General features: G+C 62.5%; 17 protein-coding genes. 7 read left to right on the top strand and 10 right to left on the bottom strand.

All coding sequences use genetic code 11. The annotated features are described in order from the left end of the window. Positions 1 to 108 precede the first annotated feature (108 nt). The 6 genes from DOM27_RS07200 to DOM27_RS07175 all read right to left on the bottom strand — a co-directional run bounded on the left by DOM27_RS07200 (position 109) and on the right by DOM27_RS07175 (position 6,960). Positions 109 to 1,596: a SulP family inorganic anion transporter gene (locus tag DOM27_RS07200; RefSeq protein ID WP_110655373.1), complete on the bottom strand. Its 1,488-nt coding sequence runs from the start codon at positions 1,594 to 1,596 to the stop codon at positions 109 to 111. Between the two features lie 445 nt (positions 1,597 to 2,041). Next, entirely contained in the window at positions 2,042 to 2,464 is a 423-nt protein-coding gene (gene mntR / locus DOM27_RS07195; protein WP_110655372.1) for a manganese-binding transcriptional regulator MntR, read from the bottom strand. Between the two features lie 73 nt (positions 2,465 to 2,537). Then, on the bottom strand, positions 2,538 to 3,815 hold the full coding sequence (locus DOM27_RS07190; RefSeq protein WP_245392626.1) for an Nramp family divalent metal transporter: 1,278 nt from the start codon (positions 3,813 to 3,815) through the stop codon (positions 2,538 to 2,540). Positions 3,816 to 3,979: 164 nt separating this feature from the next. Then, positions 3,980 to 4,669, bottom strand: a complete 690-nt coding sequence (locus DOM27_RS07185) for an HAD family hydrolase (RefSeq protein WP_157956730.1) — start codon at positions 4,667 to 4,669, stop codon at positions 3,980 to 3,982. A gap of 100 nt (positions 4,670 to 4,769) precedes the next feature. Then, positions 4,770 to 5,549, bottom strand: a complete 780-nt coding sequence (locus tag DOM27_RS07180) for a slipin family protein (RefSeq protein ID WP_110655370.1) — start codon at positions 5,547 to 5,549, stop codon at positions 4,770 to 4,772. 106 nt (positions 5,550 to 5,655) lie between these two features. Continuing rightward, entirely contained in the window at positions 5,656 to 6,960 is a 1,305-nt protein-coding gene (locus DOM27_RS07175) for an NfeD family protein (RefSeq protein WP_342588605.1), read from the bottom strand. Positions 6,961 to 7,293: 333 nt separating this feature from the next. Here DOM27_RS07175 and DOM27_RS07170 point away from each other — a divergent pair, with 333 nt between their 5' ends. Next, a complete protein-coding gene (locus DOM27_RS07170) occupies positions 7,294 to 8,292 on the top strand; it encodes a GlxA family transcriptional regulator (protein WP_110655368.1) in 999 nt (332 codons plus the stop codon). Between the two features lie 89 nt (positions 8,293 to 8,381). Next, positions 8,382 to 9,644, top strand: a complete 1,263-nt coding sequence (locus DOM27_RS07165) for a TauD/TfdA family dioxygenase (protein ID WP_110655367.1) — start codon at positions 8,382 to 8,384, stop codon at positions 9,642 to 9,644. Between the two features lie 85 nt (positions 9,645 to 9,729). Here DOM27_RS07165 and DOM27_RS07160 read toward each other — a convergent pair whose 3' ends face one another. The 4 genes from DOM27_RS07160 to DOM27_RS07145 all read right to left on the bottom strand — a co-directional run bounded on the left by DOM27_RS07160 (position 9,730) and on the right by DOM27_RS07145 (position 13,337). Then, entirely contained in the window at positions 9,730 to 10,191 is a 462-nt protein-coding gene (locus DOM27_RS07160) for a thioesterase family protein (RefSeq protein WP_110656375.1), read from the bottom strand. Between the two features lie 26 nt (positions 10,192 to 10,217). Next, positions 10,218 to 11,186, bottom strand: coding sequence for a 3-hydroxyacyl-CoA dehydrogenase NAD-binding domain-containing protein (locus tag DOM27_RS07155; protein ID WP_110655366.1), 969 nt, complete (start codon positions 11,184 to 11,186; stop codon positions 10,218 to 10,220). A 90-nt stretch (positions 11,187 to 11,276) separates the two neighbouring features. After that, the gene (locus DOM27_RS07150) at positions 11,277 to 12,158 is read right to left on the bottom strand and encodes a beta-keto acid cleavage family enzyme (protein WP_110655365.1); all 882 of its coding nucleotides are present in this window, start codon (positions 12,156 to 12,158) and stop codon (positions 11,277 to 11,279) included. A 159-nt stretch (positions 12,159 to 12,317) separates the two neighbouring features. Beyond that, positions 12,318 to 13,337 carry a GlxA family transcriptional regulator gene (locus DOM27_RS07145; protein WP_110655364.1) on the bottom strand — a complete coding sequence of 340 codons (1,020 nt, stop codon included), beginning with the start codon at positions 13,335 to 13,337 and terminating at the stop codon, positions 12,318 to 12,320. A gap of 95 nt (positions 13,338 to 13,432) precedes the next feature. Between DOM27_RS07145 and tmpA the strand changes: the two genes are divergently transcribed. From tmpA to argC, 5 genes are all read left to right on the top strand, one after another. Continuing rightward, a complete protein-coding gene (gene tmpA, locus DOM27_RS07140; protein WP_110655363.1) occupies positions 13,433 to 14,560 on the top strand; it encodes a 2-trimethylaminoethylphosphonate dioxygenase in 1,128 nt (375 codons plus the stop codon). Beyond that, positions 14,557 to 15,135 (top strand): HD domain-containing protein, encoded by a 579-nt coding sequence (locus DOM27_RS07135; RefSeq protein ID WP_110655362.1) that lies wholly within the window; start codon positions 14,557 to 14,559, stop codon positions 15,133 to 15,135. Before tmpA ends, DOM27_RS07135 begins: the two co-directional genes overlap by 4 nt. A gap of 56 nt (positions 15,136 to 15,191) precedes the next feature. After that, positions 15,192 to 16,148 carry an ABC transporter substrate-binding protein gene (locus DOM27_RS07130; RefSeq protein WP_245392625.1) on the top strand — a complete coding sequence of 319 codons (957 nt, stop codon included), beginning with the start codon at positions 15,192 to 15,194 and terminating at the stop codon, positions 16,146 to 16,148. 127 nt (positions 16,149 to 16,275) lie between these two features. Continuing rightward, positions 16,276 to 17,526, top strand: a complete 1,251-nt coding sequence (locus tag DOM27_RS07125; RefSeq protein ID WP_110655361.1) for a pyridoxal phosphate-dependent aminotransferase — start codon at positions 16,276 to 16,278, stop codon at positions 17,524 to 17,526. A 62-nt stretch (positions 17,527 to 17,588) separates the two neighbouring features. Continuing rightward, positions 17,589 to 18,602 carry an N-acetyl-gamma-glutamyl-phosphate reductase gene (gene argC / locus DOM27_RS07120; RefSeq protein ID WP_110655360.1) on the top strand — a complete coding sequence of 338 codons (1,014 nt, stop codon included), beginning with the start codon at positions 17,589 to 17,591 and terminating at the stop codon, positions 18,600 to 18,602. Positions 18,603 to 18,681 lie beyond the last annotated feature (79 nt).

Below are 18,681 nucleotides of genomic sequence, written 5' to 3'. Positions count from 1 at the left end.
GCGGAATGAAGCGTAAGGCGCAAGGCGCACAGGAATCCGAGCATATGGGGTATATGTGAGGGTTCCGCGCACCGCGCAACACAACGATTCGTCCGCGCAGGCGTTGGTTCAGTGGCCCATGAGTTTTTCTACCGCGTCCGGCTTATCATGCACCCCGAAACGATCGACCAGGGTGGCACTGGCCTCATTCATGCCCACCACTTCGACGTCGGTGCCCTCGCGACGGAACTTCACCACCACGTTGTCCAGGGCCTCGACGGCGGTAATGTCCCAGAAGTGAGCACGGGACACATCGATCGTCACACGCTCGACCGCTTCCTTGAAATCGAAGCCGGCGTTGAAACGGGTCGATGAGGCAAAGAACACCTGACCCACGACGTCATAGTTGCGTGTCTTGCCATCATCGTCCATGCGACTCCCGATGTAGAGGATCTGCCCCACCTTGTTGGCGAAGAACAGCGACGCCAGCAGCACGCCGACCAGCACGCCGATCGCCAGATTGTGGGTCGTGACGACGACGATCACGGTAGCGAGCATGACGATGTTGGTCGACATCGGATGGTGACGCAGGTTGACGACAGACTCCCAACTGAAGGTACCGATGGAGACCATGATCATCACCGCGACCAGCGCAGCCATCGGAATCTGCGATACCCAGTCGCCGAGGAAGACCACGAGAATCAGCAGGAAGGCCCCGGCAATCAGGGTGGAGAGACGCGTGCGACCACCGGATTTCACGTTGATCACCGACTGGCCGATCATCGCGCAGCCGGCCATGCCGCCGAGCAGGCCGGAGAAGATATTGGCGACGCCCTGTCCCTTGCACTCACGATTCTTGTCACTCGAGGTGTCGGTCAGTTCGTCGACGATCGTCGCCGTCATCATCGACTCCAGCAGGCCGACGATAGCGATACCCAGCGAGTAAGGCAGAATGATCATCAGCGTGTCGAGATTGAGCGGCACGTCCGGCCACAGAAACACCGGCAGCGAGTCCGGCAGCTCACCCATGTCGCCCACGGTGCGGATATCCATGCCGCTGACCATGTAGACGATGGTCAGCACCACGATGCACACCAGTGGTGACGGCAATGTCTTGCCGATGACCGGCAGGTACGGGAACAGATAGATGATGCCGAGCCCGGCAGCCGTCATCGCGTAAACATGCCAGGTCACGTTGGTCAGTTCCGGCAGTTGGGCCATGAAGATCAGAATGGCCAGCGCGTTGACGAACCCGGTCACCACCGAACGCGACACGAAGCGCATCAACTCGCCCAGGCGTAGATAACCGAACACGATCTGAATCACCCCGGTCAACAGCGTCGCCGCCAGCAGGTATTCGAGGCCGTGATCGCGCACCAACGTCACCATTAGCAGTGCCGTGGCGCCGGTCGCTGCAGAGATCATTCCCGGCCGGCCGCCGGTGAAGGCAATGACCACCGCGATCGAAAACGAGGCATAGAGACCGATCTTGGGATCGACGCCGGCAATGATCGAGAACGCGATCGCCTCCGGAATCAACGCCATCGCAACGACGGCGCCGGCCAACACGTCGGCACGGACGTTGGATAACCAGTGTTTTTTTATCATTTCTAACATGGGCAGTTCCCTGTCATGGGCCGCGATAATCCGTCAGAGACTTTGCCAATCCGCTCGATCGAGCAGCGAAGTGGCCACCTGTTACCGCGCCGAGGGGCAGCGGAGCGCCAATACAGAGTGCAGTCGATGAACGGCCACGCAGTCGCGGCAAGAATTTTGAATGGAATCGGACGAACAAGAGCATGCCGTCTCGCCGATACCGCGGCATCGGAGACAGCGGAGCGCGCGCGAAAGGCACGCCGGGGGGCATTACGCTAGGGTGGAGTCATACCGGCGATGGTGTAACCGAATCGGTCTTGCATGAAATCGACCTTGTCGAGCGCGTCACTGAATGATCGAGGATTTTAGCGAGCGAAATTCTACCACCAACGTCGAAAGGTTCCCAGACGGGATTCCGGTATCGGCAGGCCAATGCCGTGGCAAACTGACGACAAACGCTGCCGTATCAGCGGTTGTGTGCTTCCAGAAATCGCTGCATGGCTTCGACCGTGGCATCACTGCAGTGATGCTCGATCCCTTCGGAGTCGGCTTCGGCCACGTGGGCCGGCACGCCAAGCGCCAATAGCGTCGACAACACCAACTGGTGGCGCGCTTCGACCTTCGCGGCCAGCTTGGCCCCCTTTTCGGTCAGGAAAACACCGCGGTACGGTCGAGCCTCAGCCAGGCCGTCACGCTTCAACCGCGCGATCACCTTGGATACCGCCGCCGCACTGACCCCGAAACGCTCGGCCAGATCGCTGGCACGCGCCTCGCCGTGATCGCGATGCAGCTGCGCGATCTCCTCGACGTAATCTTCCACCAGCTCCTGCTGATGGTCGAGACGCGTCCGCTCGAAGCGGGCATAACGGGGACGTGGCGTTACTGGCATGGTGTTCTCATCGACAGGCAGAATGATCGGCGGTGGGAGTCTTTCCAGCGTTCACCCACGCGCTCCTGAGAGCCTACAGCAACTCGAAGGCCAACACATAACCATTCAACAAGATGATGATCGCCGCAATGAGGCACCCTAGGCCGGTCACCCAGCGGCGACTGGTCAAATTGCCCATCAGGCGATGCTGGGCAGTGAAGTGGATCAGCGGAATCAATGCGAAGGGAATACCGAAGCTCAGGACCACCTGACTGGCCACGAGAACCTGCTGCTCGGGGAAGCCCAGCATGATGACGACGATGGCCGGCAACATCGTCAACAGACGACGCAGCCACAGCGGAATGGTAAAGCCGACGAACCCCTGCATCACCACCTGCCCTGCCATGGTCCCGACGATCGACGAGGACAACCCGGCCATCAGCAACGTGAAACCGAACAACGTGCTCGCCAGATCGCGATCCATCAAAGGCGCCAGCAATTGGTAGCTCTGCTCGATCGTGGCGACGCCGGTGCGACCGTTATCGAAGAAGACCGAGGCCGCCAATGCCAGCATTGACAGGTTGATGATGCCGGCGATACCCATGCCGATGATCACATCCCAGCGATAGTAGCGCATGGCACGACGGCGCTGTTCGTCAGTATGGGTCGCCACTCGACGTTGCGACAGCGACGAATGTAGATAGATGACGTGGGGCATCACCGTCGCGCCCAGAATTCCGGCGGCCAGAAACACAGCGTAGCCATCCGGAAACCCGGGCACGAGCAACCCTTCCAGCGCCGGCGCTGCCTCGGGTCGACCCATGACGATCTGGATGATGAAACCGGCGGCCACCGCCAGCAGCATGCTGCCGATGATGATCTCGAGCAGGCGAAAGCCGAAACGCTGCATGTAGAGTGCGGCATAGGTGATCGCACCCGTCAGCAACGCCCCCTCGAGCATCGTCATCCCGAACAGCAAATTGAACGCCAGGGCAGCGCCGAGGAATTCGGCCAGGTCGGTGGCGATCGCCACCAGCTCGGCCTGGACCCAGTAGAACCAGACCAGCGGTCGCGGATAGCGTTCACGGATCATCTCCGCCAGGTTCCTTCCCGTCGCCAGGCCGAGGCGCACCGACAGCGTCTGGATCAGCATCGCCATCAGGTTGGCCCACAGCACGACCCACAGCAGGACATAGCCGTAGCGCGAGCCCGCTTCGATATTGGTGGCGAAGTTACCCGGATCGATATACGCCACTGCCGCGATCATTGCCGGGCCGAAGAACGGCAGGAAGCGGGATAGCTTCGAGCGCCGGCGCGCCTGCGTCGGCGCCAACGAGCTTTCGTCGCGAGATTCGGTCAGAGAATTCGACACAATGGCCTCAGGAAATTGCCAACACACCGGGCAATGATGCCCTGGTTATCAAGTTAAACCTTGGTTGACAAAATATACCCCAGTTACCAAACACGCAACGGTGTCCCGCCATGAGTTATTTCAATCAGGGTGATTAGCAGGCGCTCAAGACTGCCGCCAATTGGCTAGCGCCACTGCAGAACCGGCCACCCACGCGCCTCGGCGGTTTCGCGCAGGCGAGCATCGGGTTGGGTGGCGTGCGGATGATCGACGAATTCGAGCAGCGGCAGGTCATTGAAGGAGTCGCTGTAGCCCCAGGTTTCCCAGCCTTCGGCAAAGCCGGTGTCGTGGTTGGAAAGCCACGTCTCGAAAGCGTCGAGCTTGCCACGCTGGTAGGTCTGAATGCCGGTGGGTTCGCCGGTGAAACGGTCGCTGGCATCGAACTCGGGCAACGTGGCCAGCGCCCCGTCCGCACCGACGGCATGGGCGATAGGCTCGACCAGGTGATGCATCGAGGCCGAGATCACCAGGGTGGCATGGCCATCCCGACTATGCTGCTGCAGACGTTCTACCCCGGCCTGCATCAGTCGCGGGCGGACCGAGGCTTCGACGAACGCCTCGACCTGCTCGCGAACGCTCTGGCGCGAGCGACCCACGAGCGGTGCCAGCGAGAACCGCAGATGATCGGTCATGTTCAGCGTGCCGGCGTGGTATTGCCTGTCGTGCTCGCGCATCTGTGTCAACAGCGCCTCGCCGTCCTCGACCCAACCGCAGTCGATGATCCACTCGAGCCAAAGATGGGTACAGTCTCCGTCGAGCAGGGTGTCGTCGAGGTCGAAGATGGCGAGTGCGGAAGGAGGATGGGACGTGGCCAAGCGTGACTCCGGATTCAGTCGGCTGCGGGAGGTCTCAAGGATACACGCTCGTGCCTCGACGGGAAGTGCTCAGCCACGTTCGTTCCGTCTGCTTCAGGGGTCACTCGGCGTCCTTCGGCGCGCGCGCATCGACGAAACCTTTCATCGTCTTGAACGCCTCCATGATGTCCATCGGTAATGGAAAGACGATCGTCGAGGCGTTCTTGTTACTCATGTCGCTCATGGTCTGTAGATAGCGCAGCTGCAGCGCCGCCGGGTTCCGCGACATGATATCGGCCGCCTCGACCAGCTTCTCGGCCGCTTGCTGCTCACCTTCGGCATGGATCACCTTGGCTCGGCGTTCGCGCTCCGCTTCGGCCTGACGCGCGATCGCGCGGATCATGCTCTCGTCGAGATCGACGTGCTTGATCTCGACATTGGCTACCTTGATGCCCCAAGCCTCGGTCTGGGTATCGATGATCTCCTGAATGTCGTCGTTGAGCTTGTCCCGCTCGGAGAGCATCTCGTCGAGATCGTGCTTGCCCAGCACCGAACGCAGCGTGGTCTGCGACAGCTGGCTGGTAGCGTTGACGTAATTCTCGACCTGGATGATCGCCTTCTGCGGATCGACGACGCGGAAATAGAGCACCGCGTTGACCCGCACGGTGACGTTGTCCTGGGAGATGACGTCCTGCTCCGGCACGTCCATGGTAATCACGCGCAGATCGACCACCTGCATTTTCTGAACCACCGGTATCAGGAAGAACAGCCCGGGCCCTTTGACGTCCTGGAAGCGACCGAGAAAGAACACCACGCCGCGGCGGTACTCCGGCAGAATTCGGACCGAAGCCAGCAACAGCAGAACCAGCAGTACGACAGGTACCAGATAGGTGAACATCATCTCGTCTTCTCCCTATGGAAAAACCGATTGCCGTTTCTTCAGGCCATCTCCGCAAAAAACTGTCTTTTCAACAGGCCATTGTCGTCACGGCCTTCAGGCATCGGTTTCAGATCGATCTCGAGGAACGCTCCACGTTGGAGAGCTCGACACTGACGGTCAAACCCTCCAACGCCGTCACGCGTAGCTTGTCGCCTTTATGAATGCCGGCTTTGCCGCGCGCCCGCCAGCGCTCTCCATGGAGCAGCACCTTGCCACGGCCCGCGGAGAAATCGCCCAGCGCTACGGCATCGGCGCCGATCAACTCCTCGCGACCGGTCAACGGGACGCGACGGCGCACCTTTATCAGGCGCATCACCGCCCACAGCAGGAAACCGGCGGCGATCAGCGCGGTGCCACCGATCAACGGCCAGGCCACTGCGCTATTGGCCTCGTCCATCAGCAATACCGAACCGATCACGAAGGCGACGATGCCGCCGGCACCGAGCGCACCGAAGCTGGGTAGAAAGGCCTCGCCGACGATCATGGCCAGACCCAACAACACCAATCCCAGCCCCGCCAAATCGACCGACAGCACCTGAAAGGCAAACAGTCCCAGTAGCAGGCTGATACCGCCAACGACACCCGGCACCAGGGTGCCGGGGCTGGCGAGCTCGAATACCAGCCCGTAGAAGCCGATCAATATCAGGCCATAGGCAACGACAGGATTGGCGATCAGCGAAAGCAGTGCCGTACGCCAATCCGGCGCCTCACGCATCTGCTCGATGCCCTGGGTCGAAAGCGTGGTGACGCCGTCTTCCAGCTCGACCTGCCTTCCATCCAGCTGCGTCATCAGGTCATCGAGATCCGTGGCCACCACATCGATGACGTTCTGATCGAGCGCATCCTGCGCGTCGAGATTGGCCGCGTCGCGCACGGCCTGCTCGGCCCAGTCGGCGTTGCGTCCGTGACGCTCGGCGTAGCCTCGTATCATGGCCACGGCGTCCTCGATCATCTTGCGTCGCATCGCTTCCTGGTTGGCGCTTCGGTCGCCATCGCCACCCAGCGTGACCGGCGTTGCCGAACCTAGATGCGTGCCAGGCGTCATCGCGGCGACGGGGCTTGCATAGAGCAGGTAGGTGCCGGCACTCGCCGCGCGTGCCCCGCTGGGTGTGACGTAGGTCACCACCGGCACCTTGGCAGCGAGTATCGTCTGGGCCAGAAGTCGCATCGACTCGACCTGCCCGCCAGGCGTGTCGAGTTCGATGACGAGCAGCTCGGCGCGGGTCGATTCGGCCCGCTGGATGCCGCGCTCGACGTAATCCCGCGTTGCCGGATTGATGCTATCGTTCAGCGTCAGCACCAGAGCCTGCTTCGCAGCAGGTGACTGAGCCAGTGCTGTCAGCGCCAGAATTGAGCCTGCCAAAAGACACACGAACCAGCCAACGCACCGCCAGCGGCGCGGCGGAAATCTGCGAATATCACTCGTGGAATTGACCATATTTGCAGCGTAGCCAGTTTCCGGCCTCTGCGCCGTTAGACGGTCGTCGCCCTACTCCGACCCTGGCACGCTTCGCCTGCGGCGCCGGCCCCAAAATTTCTAGGCCGAGGTGTTTCGTCCCGACTTTTTTGTCACCATGAACTCGCGGAAAGGCAAATCCACTCAACGACATCACTGCTGTCTTTCAGAACGCCGGAGAAACGGATTGGATTACTTATGCGCCTAGATAACTTATGCGCCTAGATAACTTATGCGACTAGACCATTTATGCGCTTAGACTACGCAGGCCCGCTACCCGAGCCGGTGGGGTTTCTGTTGATTCCCCGCTTTTCGATGATGGCGTTCTTCTCGGCGGTAGAGCCGCTGCGAATCGCCAATCGGCTGGCCGGCCAGGAACTCTATCGCTGGACGCTGATCAGCGAAGACGGCCAGCCCGTTACCGCCAGCAACGACATGACCCTGCTCGTCGATTGCGGCCTCTCCGACGCCCCCTCCCTGCCCACGCTTGCCGTCTGCGCCGGCTTCGAACCCGAGCGCGATCACTCCCGCCGACTCTCGCAATGGCTGCATCGCCACGCCAGCGAGGGATGCCTGCTGGGCGGCATCGATACCGGCCCGCTGATACTCGCGGAGGTCGGGCTGCTCGATGGCCATCGTCTGACACTCCACTGGGAAAGCCTGCCCGCCTTTCGTGAGCGCTTTCCCGGACTCGATGCCGTGGAATCGCTGTTCGAGATCGACGCCCGTCGTTTTACCTGTGCCGGCGGCGCCGCCGCCATGGACATGACGTTGAGCATGATCGCCAGCCGTCATGGCCAGGCCTTGGCCGACGATATCTCCGAACAGCTGATTCACGCCCGTCTGCGCCCGCGTCAGGACCATCAAAGACTTCCGCTGGCGAAACGTCTGGGCACGCATCGTCGGCCCCTGGTCGATGCCGTCGCGTTGATGGAACAGCATCTCGAACAGCCACTGTCGATGGCGGAACTCAGCGAACGGATCGGTCTGTCACTGCGCCAGCTCCAGCGTCTGTTTGTAGACGAGCTGAGCAAGCGCCCCCGGGATTACTACCTAGAACTCCGTCTGGACCGCGCCAGACATCTCCTGGAAGAGACCGACCGCGACATCCTGAGCATCGGTCTGGCCTGCGGATTCAGCTCGGCTTCGAGCTTCTCTCGCGCCTATCGCCAGCACTATCGACAAGCGCCCAGCGCCTCGCGGCGTCGCACCGAGCTCCCGACATCAGATGCTGATCGCGGCCAATAACCTCAAAAAAATGGCGTTTTAGGTCAATCTCGCCACCGGCTCATCAGCCACGCTGGTTCGACCCCTATCAGTGAGCCTTCGGAGCCTCCATGTCAGCCGATCCAGACTCTCGATCTCAGCCCCAGTCTCATTCCCGGCCCTTGCCCGCCACCCCGGATTTCGATGCCTGGCCGGTCGAGGTCGCCATCACCACGATCGATCATGATCCCCGAACGTTGAGCGTTACTTGGCAGGACGGCCGACAGAGCCGATATCACAGCATCTGGCTGCGCGAAAACGCCGCCGACGACAGCACCGTGAATCCGGCAACACGGGAGCGGATCCTCGATCTTTCCCGGCTGGAAGCGTGGCCTACCATCAAGGAGGCCCGGCTGGAGGCCAATGGCGGTGTCACAATCGAGTTCCTGCCTGAACGGCGCCAGCTATCGTTTCACCCTGGCTGGCTGCGGGCCCACGATTACGCCAACCTCGTCGAGCACGCCCCCCCTTTGACGCCGCGCACGCTATGGATGGGGTCGGACCGCGAGGAACCAACCACGCTCGACGCGACCGGCTGGATGGAAAGAGATCAAGACGCGACGAGCGTCGACTCGCTGCTGAAACAGGCACTGGAAGCGGTCATCGGCGAGGGGCTGGTCAGGCTTCGCAACCTGCCCACCGAACCGGGCAGTCTGGATGCCATCGCCCGGCGAATCGGCCCACCGCGACCGACCAATTTCGGCAACCTGTTCGACGTTCGCGCCAAACCGGATCCGGATTCCAACGCTTACACCTCGCTCGCCCTGCCACCCCACGTCGATCTGCCGACGCGGGAGTACCAGCCGGGCCTGCAGTTACTCCACTGCCTGGAGAACGATACCGTCGGCGGCGAAGCGGTGATGATGGATGGATTCGCCGTGGCCGAGGCGCTGCGCGAACGTCATCCGCAGCACTTCGTCACGCTGACCCGGGTGCGCTGGTGCTACGCCAATACCGCCAGGACCAGCGACTACGTCTGGTTCGATCCGATGATCAAGCTCGATGCCCGGGGCCACTATGACGAAGTCCGCATTGCCGACTTTCTGCGCGGCCCGCTGATGGCACCGTTCGACGACGTGGAACCCGCCTACGCGGCGCTGATGACGCTTCAAAGCCTGCTCCGCGAGCCCGAGTTCGCGCTGCGCTTCACCTACGCTCCCGGCGATCTGGTGATCTTCGACAACCGGCGCCTGCTGCATGCCAGAGATGCCTTCGATGTCAGCCAGGGCGGTAGTCGTTGGTTGCAAGGGTGTTATCTGGAACGCGACGAAGCCCGCTCACGCCTGCGCATGCTGAAGCGCGCCGAACGCCGGGCGCGGCTGGAAGACGCCTGAGCCCGGAGAGCGACCCGTTTCCACAACGCAAAGACCCCGCTGTTTCCAGCGGGGTCGATGGTGTTTCAAACAGCCGATGAAACCGTCAGCGCCGAATGCCGATCTTGCATCCGGCAGCACTCGGCCATTCTTCGCCGACGGCCGGCAGCGTTCGGACCGCAGCGGCCACCGGTTCGGGGAAAGCGCCGGGTCTGCCGCTTTCGACATCGATACCCATCAGCATCTGCTCGCTGGTCGCCAGGGTATCGCCATCGGCATTGGTCAACGTGAACAGCACGTGCAGGCGCTTGGAATCGCTGTCGAGCAGCGTCAACGCGACCGCCAGCGCCTCGCCACGATGCGCCTGCTGGCGATAGCAGAGATGGGTCTCTAGGGTATAGATCGTGTAGCCGTGGTCGGCGCGACCGGCCTCGTCGAGACCGACGCGATCCATCAACGCCTCGACCGCCAGCGAGAACACGCGGGCGTATTCGGCATCGTTCATATGGCCGTTGTAGTCGACCCAGGCGTCTTTCACCCGGGTCTGAAACAGGGGAGCGTCCGACATTGCTGCCATCACATGCGCCTCGTTGATTAAATTCGACCCTGAAGCCCTTCGGCTTCCGGCCAGTATTTCTGAGTCAATTCGAGCAGTTCGGTGAGAAACGCATCGCGGCGTGTCTCGAGCTCGGCAACGCTGCGTCCGGCTGCCTGATGCTCGCAACCATCGGCCACCTTGTCGATCAGCTCGTCGGTCAGTTCCGGGGCTTCCAGCTTGGTCCACGGCAGTTTCAGCGCCGGGCCGAACTGATGCAGCATGTGCCGCATGCCGCCATCGCCACCGGCCAGGTGGAACGTCAGGAACGTCCCCATCAACGACCATCGCAGGCCGCAGCCGTAGACGACGGCGGCATCGATCTCTTCAGTGGTCGCCACGCCGTCATTGACCAGATGCAGCGCCTCGCGCCACAGCGCTTCCATCAAGCGATCGGCGACATGACCTTCGATTTCGCGGCGGACCACCAGCGGGCGCATGCCCAGTGCGGCGTACTGTGCCTGGGCGCGCTCGATCACCACCGGCGCGGTGTGCTCGCCACCCACCAGCTCCACCAACGGCAGCAGATAGACCGGGTTGAAGGGGTGCGCCACGATCACGCGGCCCGGAGCCCGGGTGCAGGCGGATTGCAGATCGCTGGGCTTGATTCCAGAGGTCGAGGAACCGATCACCACGTCCGGCGGCGCCAGCGCATCGAGCTGGCTCAGCACATCGTGCTTGAGCGCCAGCCGCTCGGGCACGTTTTCCTGGATCAGTTCGGCACCGTCTACTGCAGTTGCGAGCGAATCGACGAAGGTCAGCGCGCGGGGATCGGCGTCATCGGAAAGCCCGAGCCGTTCGAGCGACGGCCAGGCACGCTCGACGAACGCGCGGGTGCGCTCCCCGGCAGCGGGGTCGGGATCGAAGGCGGTGACCCGGCAGCCGGCAGCCAGGGCGCGGGCGATCCAGCCGTTACCGATCACGCCGGTACCGATCACGGCAACGTTACGGGGAAGAGAAGCAGTCATGAAGACACTCCAGGACGTTCGGAAAAAGGGGAATCACGAACGCGCGCTCAGGAGAGGCCCAAGCCGCGTTCGCGAGAAACAGAGAAAGAATCAGGGCTGGCGCAGCTTCAGGCTGTCACGGGTCTGGGCCGGCGTCTGTACCTTGCCGCCGAGGTTTTCGGCGATGGTGGCGGCACGCTCGACCAGCTGGGCGTTGGTCGCGAAGACGCCCTTGCTCAGATAAAGATTGTCTTCAAGCCCCACACGCATGTGCCCACCCATCACCATCGACTGCGCGGCCATCGGGAACTGCTGGCGGCCGATACCGAATGCCGACCAGATCGCGTTTTCCGGCAACTTGTTGCGCATCGCCAGCATGGTTTCAGTGTCGGCTTCCGCACCCCACGGAATGCCCAGGCAGAGCTGGAACAGCGGATCGCCGTCAATCAGCCCTTCTTCGACCAGCTGACGCGCGAACCAGACATGGCCCAGATCGAAGCATTCGAGCTCCGGCTTGACCCCGGCCTGCTGGATCAGACGTGCATGTTCGCGCAGCCAGTCGGCGCTGTTGAGATAGACCATATCGCCGAAGTTGAGGCTGCCGCAGTCCAGCGTGCACAGCTCCGGCAGCAGCTCGCCGACCGGATGGTGACGTTCCGCCGCGGTCTGCAGGTCGGTACCTTCGAGGCCGTGGATCACGCCGTCGCGAATCTCGGGGAACAGATCACCGCCGCCGCCGGCGGTGATGTTGATCACTGCATCGACATCGGACTCGCGGATGCGCTCGACGACTTCACGGAAGTGATCCGTCGAATGGCTGATACCGCCGGTTTCCGGATCGCGAACGTGAAGGTGGACGATGCTGGCGCCAGCGCGGGCGGCATCCAGCGCGCTGTCGGCGATCTGCTTGGGCGTGATCGGGAGATCCGGGTGCTTGCCGGCCGTGTCGCCAGCACCGGTAACGGCACAGGTCAGGATAACGTCGCGATTCATGAAAGAGCCTCTCGGTCCGACCCCGAACCTTGGCAGCGCGGGGCAATGGTTGAGCGCACCTGCTGGTGCGTTGCGATGCATCCATTGTGGCCACCGAATCGACTCACCTATTGTCATTAAACGCCATGATATTGACCTGAGACGACGACCGAAGCGCTGTCATGATGGTCGTTTGCCCCGCTGTGCCGTCGTCCGCGGCGACTCCCCGAATCGATTACGATAGACACGAGAAAAATGCGCGGGCTGACCGAATCCGGCCGCCAGCGCGGCCTGGGTCACACTGGTGCGGCTATCGGCGAGAATCTGCTGGGCGCGGTCGAGACGCAGCGAGAGATAGCGCCCTTTCGCCGTCTCGCCCCGATAACGCTGAAAGAGCCGATTGAGCTGACGCTGGGACTGGCCGATCCGCTGACAGATGTCGGGAATCGTCAGCGGTTGCGCCAGATGGCCCTCCATGATCGCTTCCGCCCGCCGCACGCTGCGTGGGCAATACTCCGAGCCGATATCGACATCGCCCTCATTGTCGATACGTGGATCCAGGCGGGAATGCACCAGCTGGCGGCTCAGGGCCGTCACCAGGTTGGCGCCGTGCTCGCGCTCAATGAAAGCCATCATCAGGTCGAGACTTGCCGCCCCGCCGCCGCCGGTCAGGCGCTGACGATCGAAGCGGTAGCGTGCATCGCTCAGCGCAAGCCCCGGAAACTCCTCGACGAACGCGGGGGCGCTTTCCCAGTGCAGCGCCGTCTCGTAGCCTTCCATCAATCCGGCTCGCGCCAGGATGAAGGCGCCGGTATCCAGCGCCGCGAGCAACCCGCCGTGGGCGGCAACCCGACGCAGCACGGCCCACTGCGACGGTGCCACGGTCGCCTCGGCTTCATAGGAAGCGATGACGAACAGATTATCGAAGATCGGCGTTTCACCCAGTGCAGCGTCGACGTCGACGGTCACGCCGTTGCTAGCGGTCACCGCTTCACCGTCGTTGGAAAACAACCGCCAGGCGAACAGCGAACGACCGAATCGATTGGCGACGCGCAGCGGTTCGAGCAGACAATAGAGCGTCAGCATCGAGAATTTGGGCAGCAGCCAGAGATTGACCGTGATGTCCGCTTCGTCCGGCGAGAGCACGGGTGGCTGGTCGGGGCGCGGATAGAGCCATTGCGGCGTCGAATGATCGGTCATGGCGAAAATCCTCTCCGATACGGCCAGAAATATCAAATGCTTTAGCGCCATACCTCATAGGGTGTCATGACACTGACACACCAAGAGCAGTCGCCATGGACATTTTCGTCGAGATCATTCCGGAAACCCACGCCCGCCAACTGAGAGTGATCGTGGATAACCGGGAAACGCGGCTTCATGCGCTGTGGCTGCGCGAGCGCTCGCCGGATGCCGGAACCCTCGACCCGCGCACCGGCCAGCGTCTGATCGAGGCCGCGGCGCTGCCGCTGGACCTCTCTCTTCTCGAGGCAAGCTGCAGCGGCGACCGGATCCATCTCGCGTTCAGCGATGGTCATCAAGCCGATTTTGCCTTGGGCGACCTTGTTCTCTCGTCGTCGGACGTGATCCACGAACACTGGGATGCGTCACTGGCCGAACTGCCCAGCGCCGATTTCGATCGCGCCCTCGAGGATGACGGGACGTTGGCCGCGATGCTCGAATCGCTCGAGCGTTACGGTTTCATCAAGGTGAGCGGCGTGCCGTTGACGCTCGACGGGATGATGCCGCTGGTGGAACGTCTCGGCCCACTGCGCCAGACCAACTGGGGCGGCATCGCCGACGTCAAGTCGATCGCCGATGCCTATGATCTGACCATGACCCAGCGCGGGCTCGAGCCGCACACCGACAACCCCTACCGCGATCCGATCCCGGGTTATATCTGGCTGCACTGCCTGAGCAATGCCGATAGCGGCGGCGACAGCACGCTGGCCGACGGTTTCATGGCCGCCGAGCGGCTGCGTCGGCACGATCCCGACGCGTTCGACTGCCTGACCCGGATCTCGACGCGGTTCCGCTACGTCGACGACAGCACGCATCTGGAAAGCGAAGGACCGCTGATCGAACTCGATAGCCGTGGCGACGTCATCCGCGTGCGCTACAACAATCGCACCGAGCGCGTCCCGCCGCTCCCGCCCGAGCAGCTGGAACACTACTACGCTGCCCGGCGCGCGTTCTTCGCCTTGATCACCGACCCGGAAATGACGCTGACACCCAAACTGGCGCCGGGCGAGATGCTGATCATGGACAACTACCGTCTGCTGCACGGGCGAACCGCGTTCCGTCTCAGCCAGGGCGTTCGCCATCTGCGTCAGGGTTACGTCGACCGCGACACGACTTCCAGCCGGCGTCTGACGTTGCGTCGCCGGCACGATGCCCCTTCCCTCTCGCAGCTGGAGTCCGCATGAGCACCAACTTCACCCGTTTCGACAATAGCCAAGAGGATGACTGGCGCGTCATCGACGCCCATTTTCGCGACTATCGCGAAGGCGTCGTCGAGCGGGTCATCACGCATCTGTTGCGCCTCGAGGGCGATACACACGGCTATCCGGTCGATCGCTACACGCACTGCCTGCAGACGGCGACCCGCGCCGAGCGCGCCGGGGCCGATGACGAAACCATCGTCTGCGCCCTGCTTCACGATATCGGCGACGATCTGGCGCCGGACAATCATGCCGAGATCGCGGCCGCCATTCTCGAACCGTTCATCGATCCGTTGAATGTCTGGATGATTCGTCATCACGAGCTGTTCCAGGGCTATCATTACCGTCACTTCTACGATCTGGATCGCCACGCCCGCGACGATTACCGCGGCCACCCCGGCTACCAACGCACGGTTCGTTTCTGCGACGAATGGGATCAGACCTCGTTCGACCCCGATTACGACACGCTTCCGCTCGAGCACTTCCGTCCGCTACTCGAGCGAGTTCTGGCACGCCCGCCGTTCGAAGGCGAGGGGCTGCCCAGCGTTTCGACCGGCTAAGCCCGCGCGCTCGTCGATCGTAACGCCCACTAATTTCACAACAACGAGGAGTCACCATGACACTGCGCACCGCACTCGTGGCCGCCACGCTGCTGCCGCTATCGCTGATGACCTTATCGATATCGGCTTTCGCCCAGAGCCCACGGCAGGATCAGGCCGACAGCGTCAACTTCGTCGTGCCGCCCTGGCCCGGCGTGACCGTCAAGACCGAAGTCTTCAGTCAGTTGATCGCACCGCTCGGCTATGAGAGCGAGACTCAGGAGGTCAGCAGTACCGTCGGCTATCAGACGCTGCAGACTGGCGACAGCGATGTGTTCCTGGCTGGCTGGCTGCCGGCCCAGCAGGAGAGTCACGACAAAGCCATGGCCAGCGGCAAGATCGAGGATCTCGGCAACAGCGTGACCGGTGCCCGAATGGGCTTCGCAGTACCGGGCTACGTCTACGATGCCGGTATCCACAGCGCCGAGGACCTCGATGCACAGCGCGATCGATTCGGCGGTCGCTTCTACTCGATCGAATCCGGCTCGACGGTCAGCACTTTCATTCATGATGCCCAGGACCAGGATCTATACGGTTTGGGGGACTGGCAGATTCTCGACTCATCGACGCCGGGCATGCTGTCGGAGGTCGACGCGGCCTTCAACGACAAGCGCTGGATCGTCTGGTACGGGTGGACGCCGCACTGGATGGCTCCGGCTTACGACATGCACATTCTCGACGATCCGAAGTCGGTCTACGGCCCGGACAACGGCCAGAGCGACGTGCGCACTATCGTCAACAAGGCGTTCGCCGCAGCCAATCCCAACCTGCTCGCGCTGCTCGAGCAGTTCACGCTGACTGCCGACGAACAGAGCGAATTCATCGACGGTTACGGTCGTCAGGAGCTTTCGGCCAAGGATGTCGCCCGCCAGTGGTTGCAGGATCACCCTGACCGGGTTGCCGAGTTCCTAGACGGCGTGAAGACCCGCGACGGCAAACCGGCACTCGATGCCGTGACGGCCAGTCTGCAGTAATCGGTTCTGATGAGATGGTCGCCGAACGGCCCTGGTGCCGTCCGGCGGCTGTTCGTCGAGGTGTGTAATCGTTAGTCTGTCCGTATCAGCTTGCTTCCAATCCGCGACTTGCGACCACGGGACTGTCATGCGTTCAGCCGATTCACACGATACTTCTCCCCCCTATGCCCAACTGACGCAGCGCATCGCCGGTGAGGGTGCCAGCGCCTGGAATATCCACTTCCGCGCCAAGGCCCGTCAGGCCCGCGGCGAGGACGTGATCATCCTGTCGGTGGGCGATCCCGATTTCGATACGCCGCCTACCATCGTCGAGGCCGCCGTCACCAGTCTGCGTAGCGGCGCCACCCATTACACAGACGTGCAGGGCAAACCGGCGCTGCGTGAGCGCATCGCGGCCTTTCATCGCGGTCACGGTGGCCACGCCGATACCGACGCGAATAACGTCGCCGTGCTCGCCGGCGCACAGTGCGGGCTCTACGCCACGGCCCAGTGTCTGCTCGATCCGGGCGACGAGGTAATCATTCCCGAACCGGCCTACGTCACCTACGAAGCCGTGGTGCAGTCCACCGGCGCCGTGCCGGTCTGGGTGCCGTTATCCGCCGATGAGGGCTTCCAACCACGGGCGGCCGACATCGAGGCGGCGATCACCCCTCGAACGCGAGCGATTCTGGTCAACAGCCCGCACAATCCCACCGGCCAGTGCCTGACACCGGCCATGTGGGAGTCGATCGCCACGCTCTGCCGCGAGCGTGACCTATGGCTGATCGTCGATGCCGTCTACGCCGATCTGATCTTCGACGGTGAGCACGCAAGCCCCGACAGCCTGCCGGGCATGCGCGAGCGCACGGTGGTGATCAGTAGTCTGTCGAAATCCCACGCCATGACCGGCTGGCGACTCGGCTGGGTCGTCGGCCCGCCGGCGCTGATGGCGCACCTGGTCAATCTCGCCCTGTGCATGCTCTACGGCTGTCAGCCGTTCATTCAGGACGCCGCGATCGCCGCCTTCGACGAGCCGCCAACGGCGATTGCCAAGATGCGCGAGACTTATCGGCAGCGCCGCGATGCAGTGGTCGAAACCCTGCGCGACAGCGAGGTCATCGCCACGCTGTCACCCGCCGCGGGCATGTTCATGATGATCGATATTCGCGCCACCGGACTCAGCACCCATGCCTTCGCCGACCGCCTGCTCGATGAGCATGGGGTCTCGGTGCTCGCGGGCGAGGCCTTCGGTCCTTCCGCAGCGGGTTTTATCAGGCTGAGTCTGACGGTGGACGCCGAGCGTCTGCGTGAAGCCTGTTGGCGAGTCGAGCGCTGTGCCCAGGAATGCCAGGGCGAATCCCGGCTGGCAGCCAGACCGCTCAACGGCATGACAAGCTGACGCCAAATCCGCACAATATCGCGATCACGACATCGTCATAGATAAACGGCAGGACAACGCCCATGGCATCTCAGGACTCATCCCAGCGCACCTTCGAGGGCTCTTCCAAGCGTCCTTACAAGGGCTCTTTCAAGGTGTATGTCGACGGCCAGGAAGGCACCACCGGCCTGCGCCTGTTCGATTATCTTCAGGCTCGCGACGATATCGAACTGCTGCGTATCGACAGCGACAAGCGCAAGGACCCGGTCGAGCGCGCACGACTGCTGAATGCTGCCGATGTCGCGTTCCTGTGCCTGCCGGATGCAGCCTCCCGCGAGGCTGCAGCGATGGTCGAAAATCCGGACACCTGTCTGATCGATGCCAGTACGGCGTTTCGTACCGATCCCGCTTGGGTCTACGGGCTGCCGGAACTGGATGAGGGCCAGCGCGACCGGATTCGCGCCAGCAAGCGCATCGCCAATGTCGGCTGTCATGCCAGCGCGTTCATTCTGCTGGTGCGGCCGCTGGTGGACGCGGGACTGCTGCCGGCGGACTACCCGCTATCCGCCTTTTCGCTGACCGGCTACAGCGGCGGCGGCAAGGCAATGATCGCCGACTATCAGGCGAGTGAGGACGACAGCAGCAGACTGCAGGCACCACGCCCCTATGCCATGTCGCTCGGCCACAAGCACCTGCCGGAGATGCAGCAGCATGGCCGCTTGGCGCGGCCGCCGGTGTTCTCTCCGATCGTCGGTCCTTTCCTGAAAGGGTTGATGGTCAGCGTGCCGCTGCAGCTATCCCATCTACCTGCCGGCATTCGGGCGGAGGATTTGCTGAATGCCTACCGCGCCCATTACGCCGAAGAGCCTTTCGTGCAAGTCAGGCCGTTCGAGGATATCGATAACCTGGACAACGGTTTCTTCGACGTTCAGGGCGCCAACGAGACCAATCGCGTCGACCTGTTCGTGTTCGGCAACGAAGAGCGCGTCTGTCTGGTGTCGAGGCTCGACAATCTCGGCAAGGGCGCCGCCGGGTCCGCCGTACAAAACATGAACGTTCACCTCGGCGTGGACGAGATGACAGGCCTCAGCATCTGACGCGAAACTCGCCGGACCTGGATTTCAGCGATCCAGACCCGAAGAGTTCAGAGTTGTATCTTGTCGAGAGTCGGTCTGT

Source organism: Salinicola halimionae, assembly GCF_003206065.1.
Lineage (GTDB): Bacteria > Pseudomonadota > Gammaproteobacteria > Pseudomonadales > Halomonadaceae > Salinicola > Salinicola halimionae.
Note: the sequence above shows the minus strand (reverse complement) of the source record. Positions and strands in the feature narration are given on the sequence as shown.

Excerpts from the sequence above, each read along its gene's own strand:
- DOM27_RS07155 (WP_110655366.1), bottom strand. The coding sequence starts at position 11,186 with ATGACTGCTTCTCTTCCCCGTAACGTTGCCGTGATCGGTACCGGCGTG.
- DOM27_RS07160 (WP_110656375.1), bottom strand. The coding sequence starts at position 10,191 with ATGTCGGACGCTCCCCTGTTTCAGACCCGGGTGAAAGACGCCTGGGTC.
- argC (WP_110655360.1), top strand. The coding sequence starts at position 17,589 with ATGGCATCTCAGGACTCATCCCAGCGCACCTTCGAGGGCTCTTCCAAG.
- DOM27_RS07200 (WP_110655373.1), bottom strand. The coding sequence starts at position 1,596 with ATGTTAGAAATGATAAAAAAACACTGGTTATCCAACGTCCGTGCCGAC.
- mntR (WP_110655372.1), bottom strand. The coding sequence starts at position 2,464 with ATGCCAGTAACGCCACGTCCCCGTTATGCCCGCTTCGAGCGGACGCGT.
- DOM27_RS07150 (WP_110655365.1), bottom strand. The coding sequence starts at position 12,158 with ATGAATCGCGACGTTATCCTGACCTGTGCCGTTACCGGTGCTGGCGAC.
- DOM27_RS07135 (WP_110655362.1), top strand. The coding sequence starts at position 14,557 with ATGAGCACCAACTTCACCCGTTTCGACAATAGCCAAGAGGATGACTGG.
- DOM27_RS07170 (WP_110655368.1), top strand. The coding sequence starts at position 7,294 with ATGCGCTTAGACTACGCAGGCCCGCTACCCGAGCCGGTGGGGTTTCTG.
- DOM27_RS07145 (WP_110655364.1), bottom strand. The coding sequence starts at position 13,337 with ATGACCGATCATTCGACGCCGCAATGGCTCTATCCGCGCCCCGACCAG.
- DOM27_RS07165 (WP_110655367.1), top strand. The coding sequence starts at position 8,382 with ATGTCAGCCGATCCAGACTCTCGATCTCAGCCCCAGTCTCATTCCCGG.
- DOM27_RS07130 (WP_245392625.1), top strand. The coding sequence starts at position 15,192 with ATGACACTGCGCACCGCACTCGTGGCCGCCACGCTGCTGCCGCTATCG.
- tmpA (WP_110655363.1), top strand. The coding sequence starts at position 13,433 with ATGGACATTTTCGTCGAGATCATTCCGGAAACCCACGCCCGCCAACTG.
- DOM27_RS07125 (WP_110655361.1), top strand. The coding sequence starts at position 16,276 with ATGCGTTCAGCCGATTCACACGATACTTCTCCCCCCTATGCCCAACTG.
- DOM27_RS07180 (WP_110655370.1), bottom strand. The coding sequence starts at position 5,549 with ATGATGTTCACCTATCTGGTACCTGTCGTACTGCTGGTTCTGCTGTTG.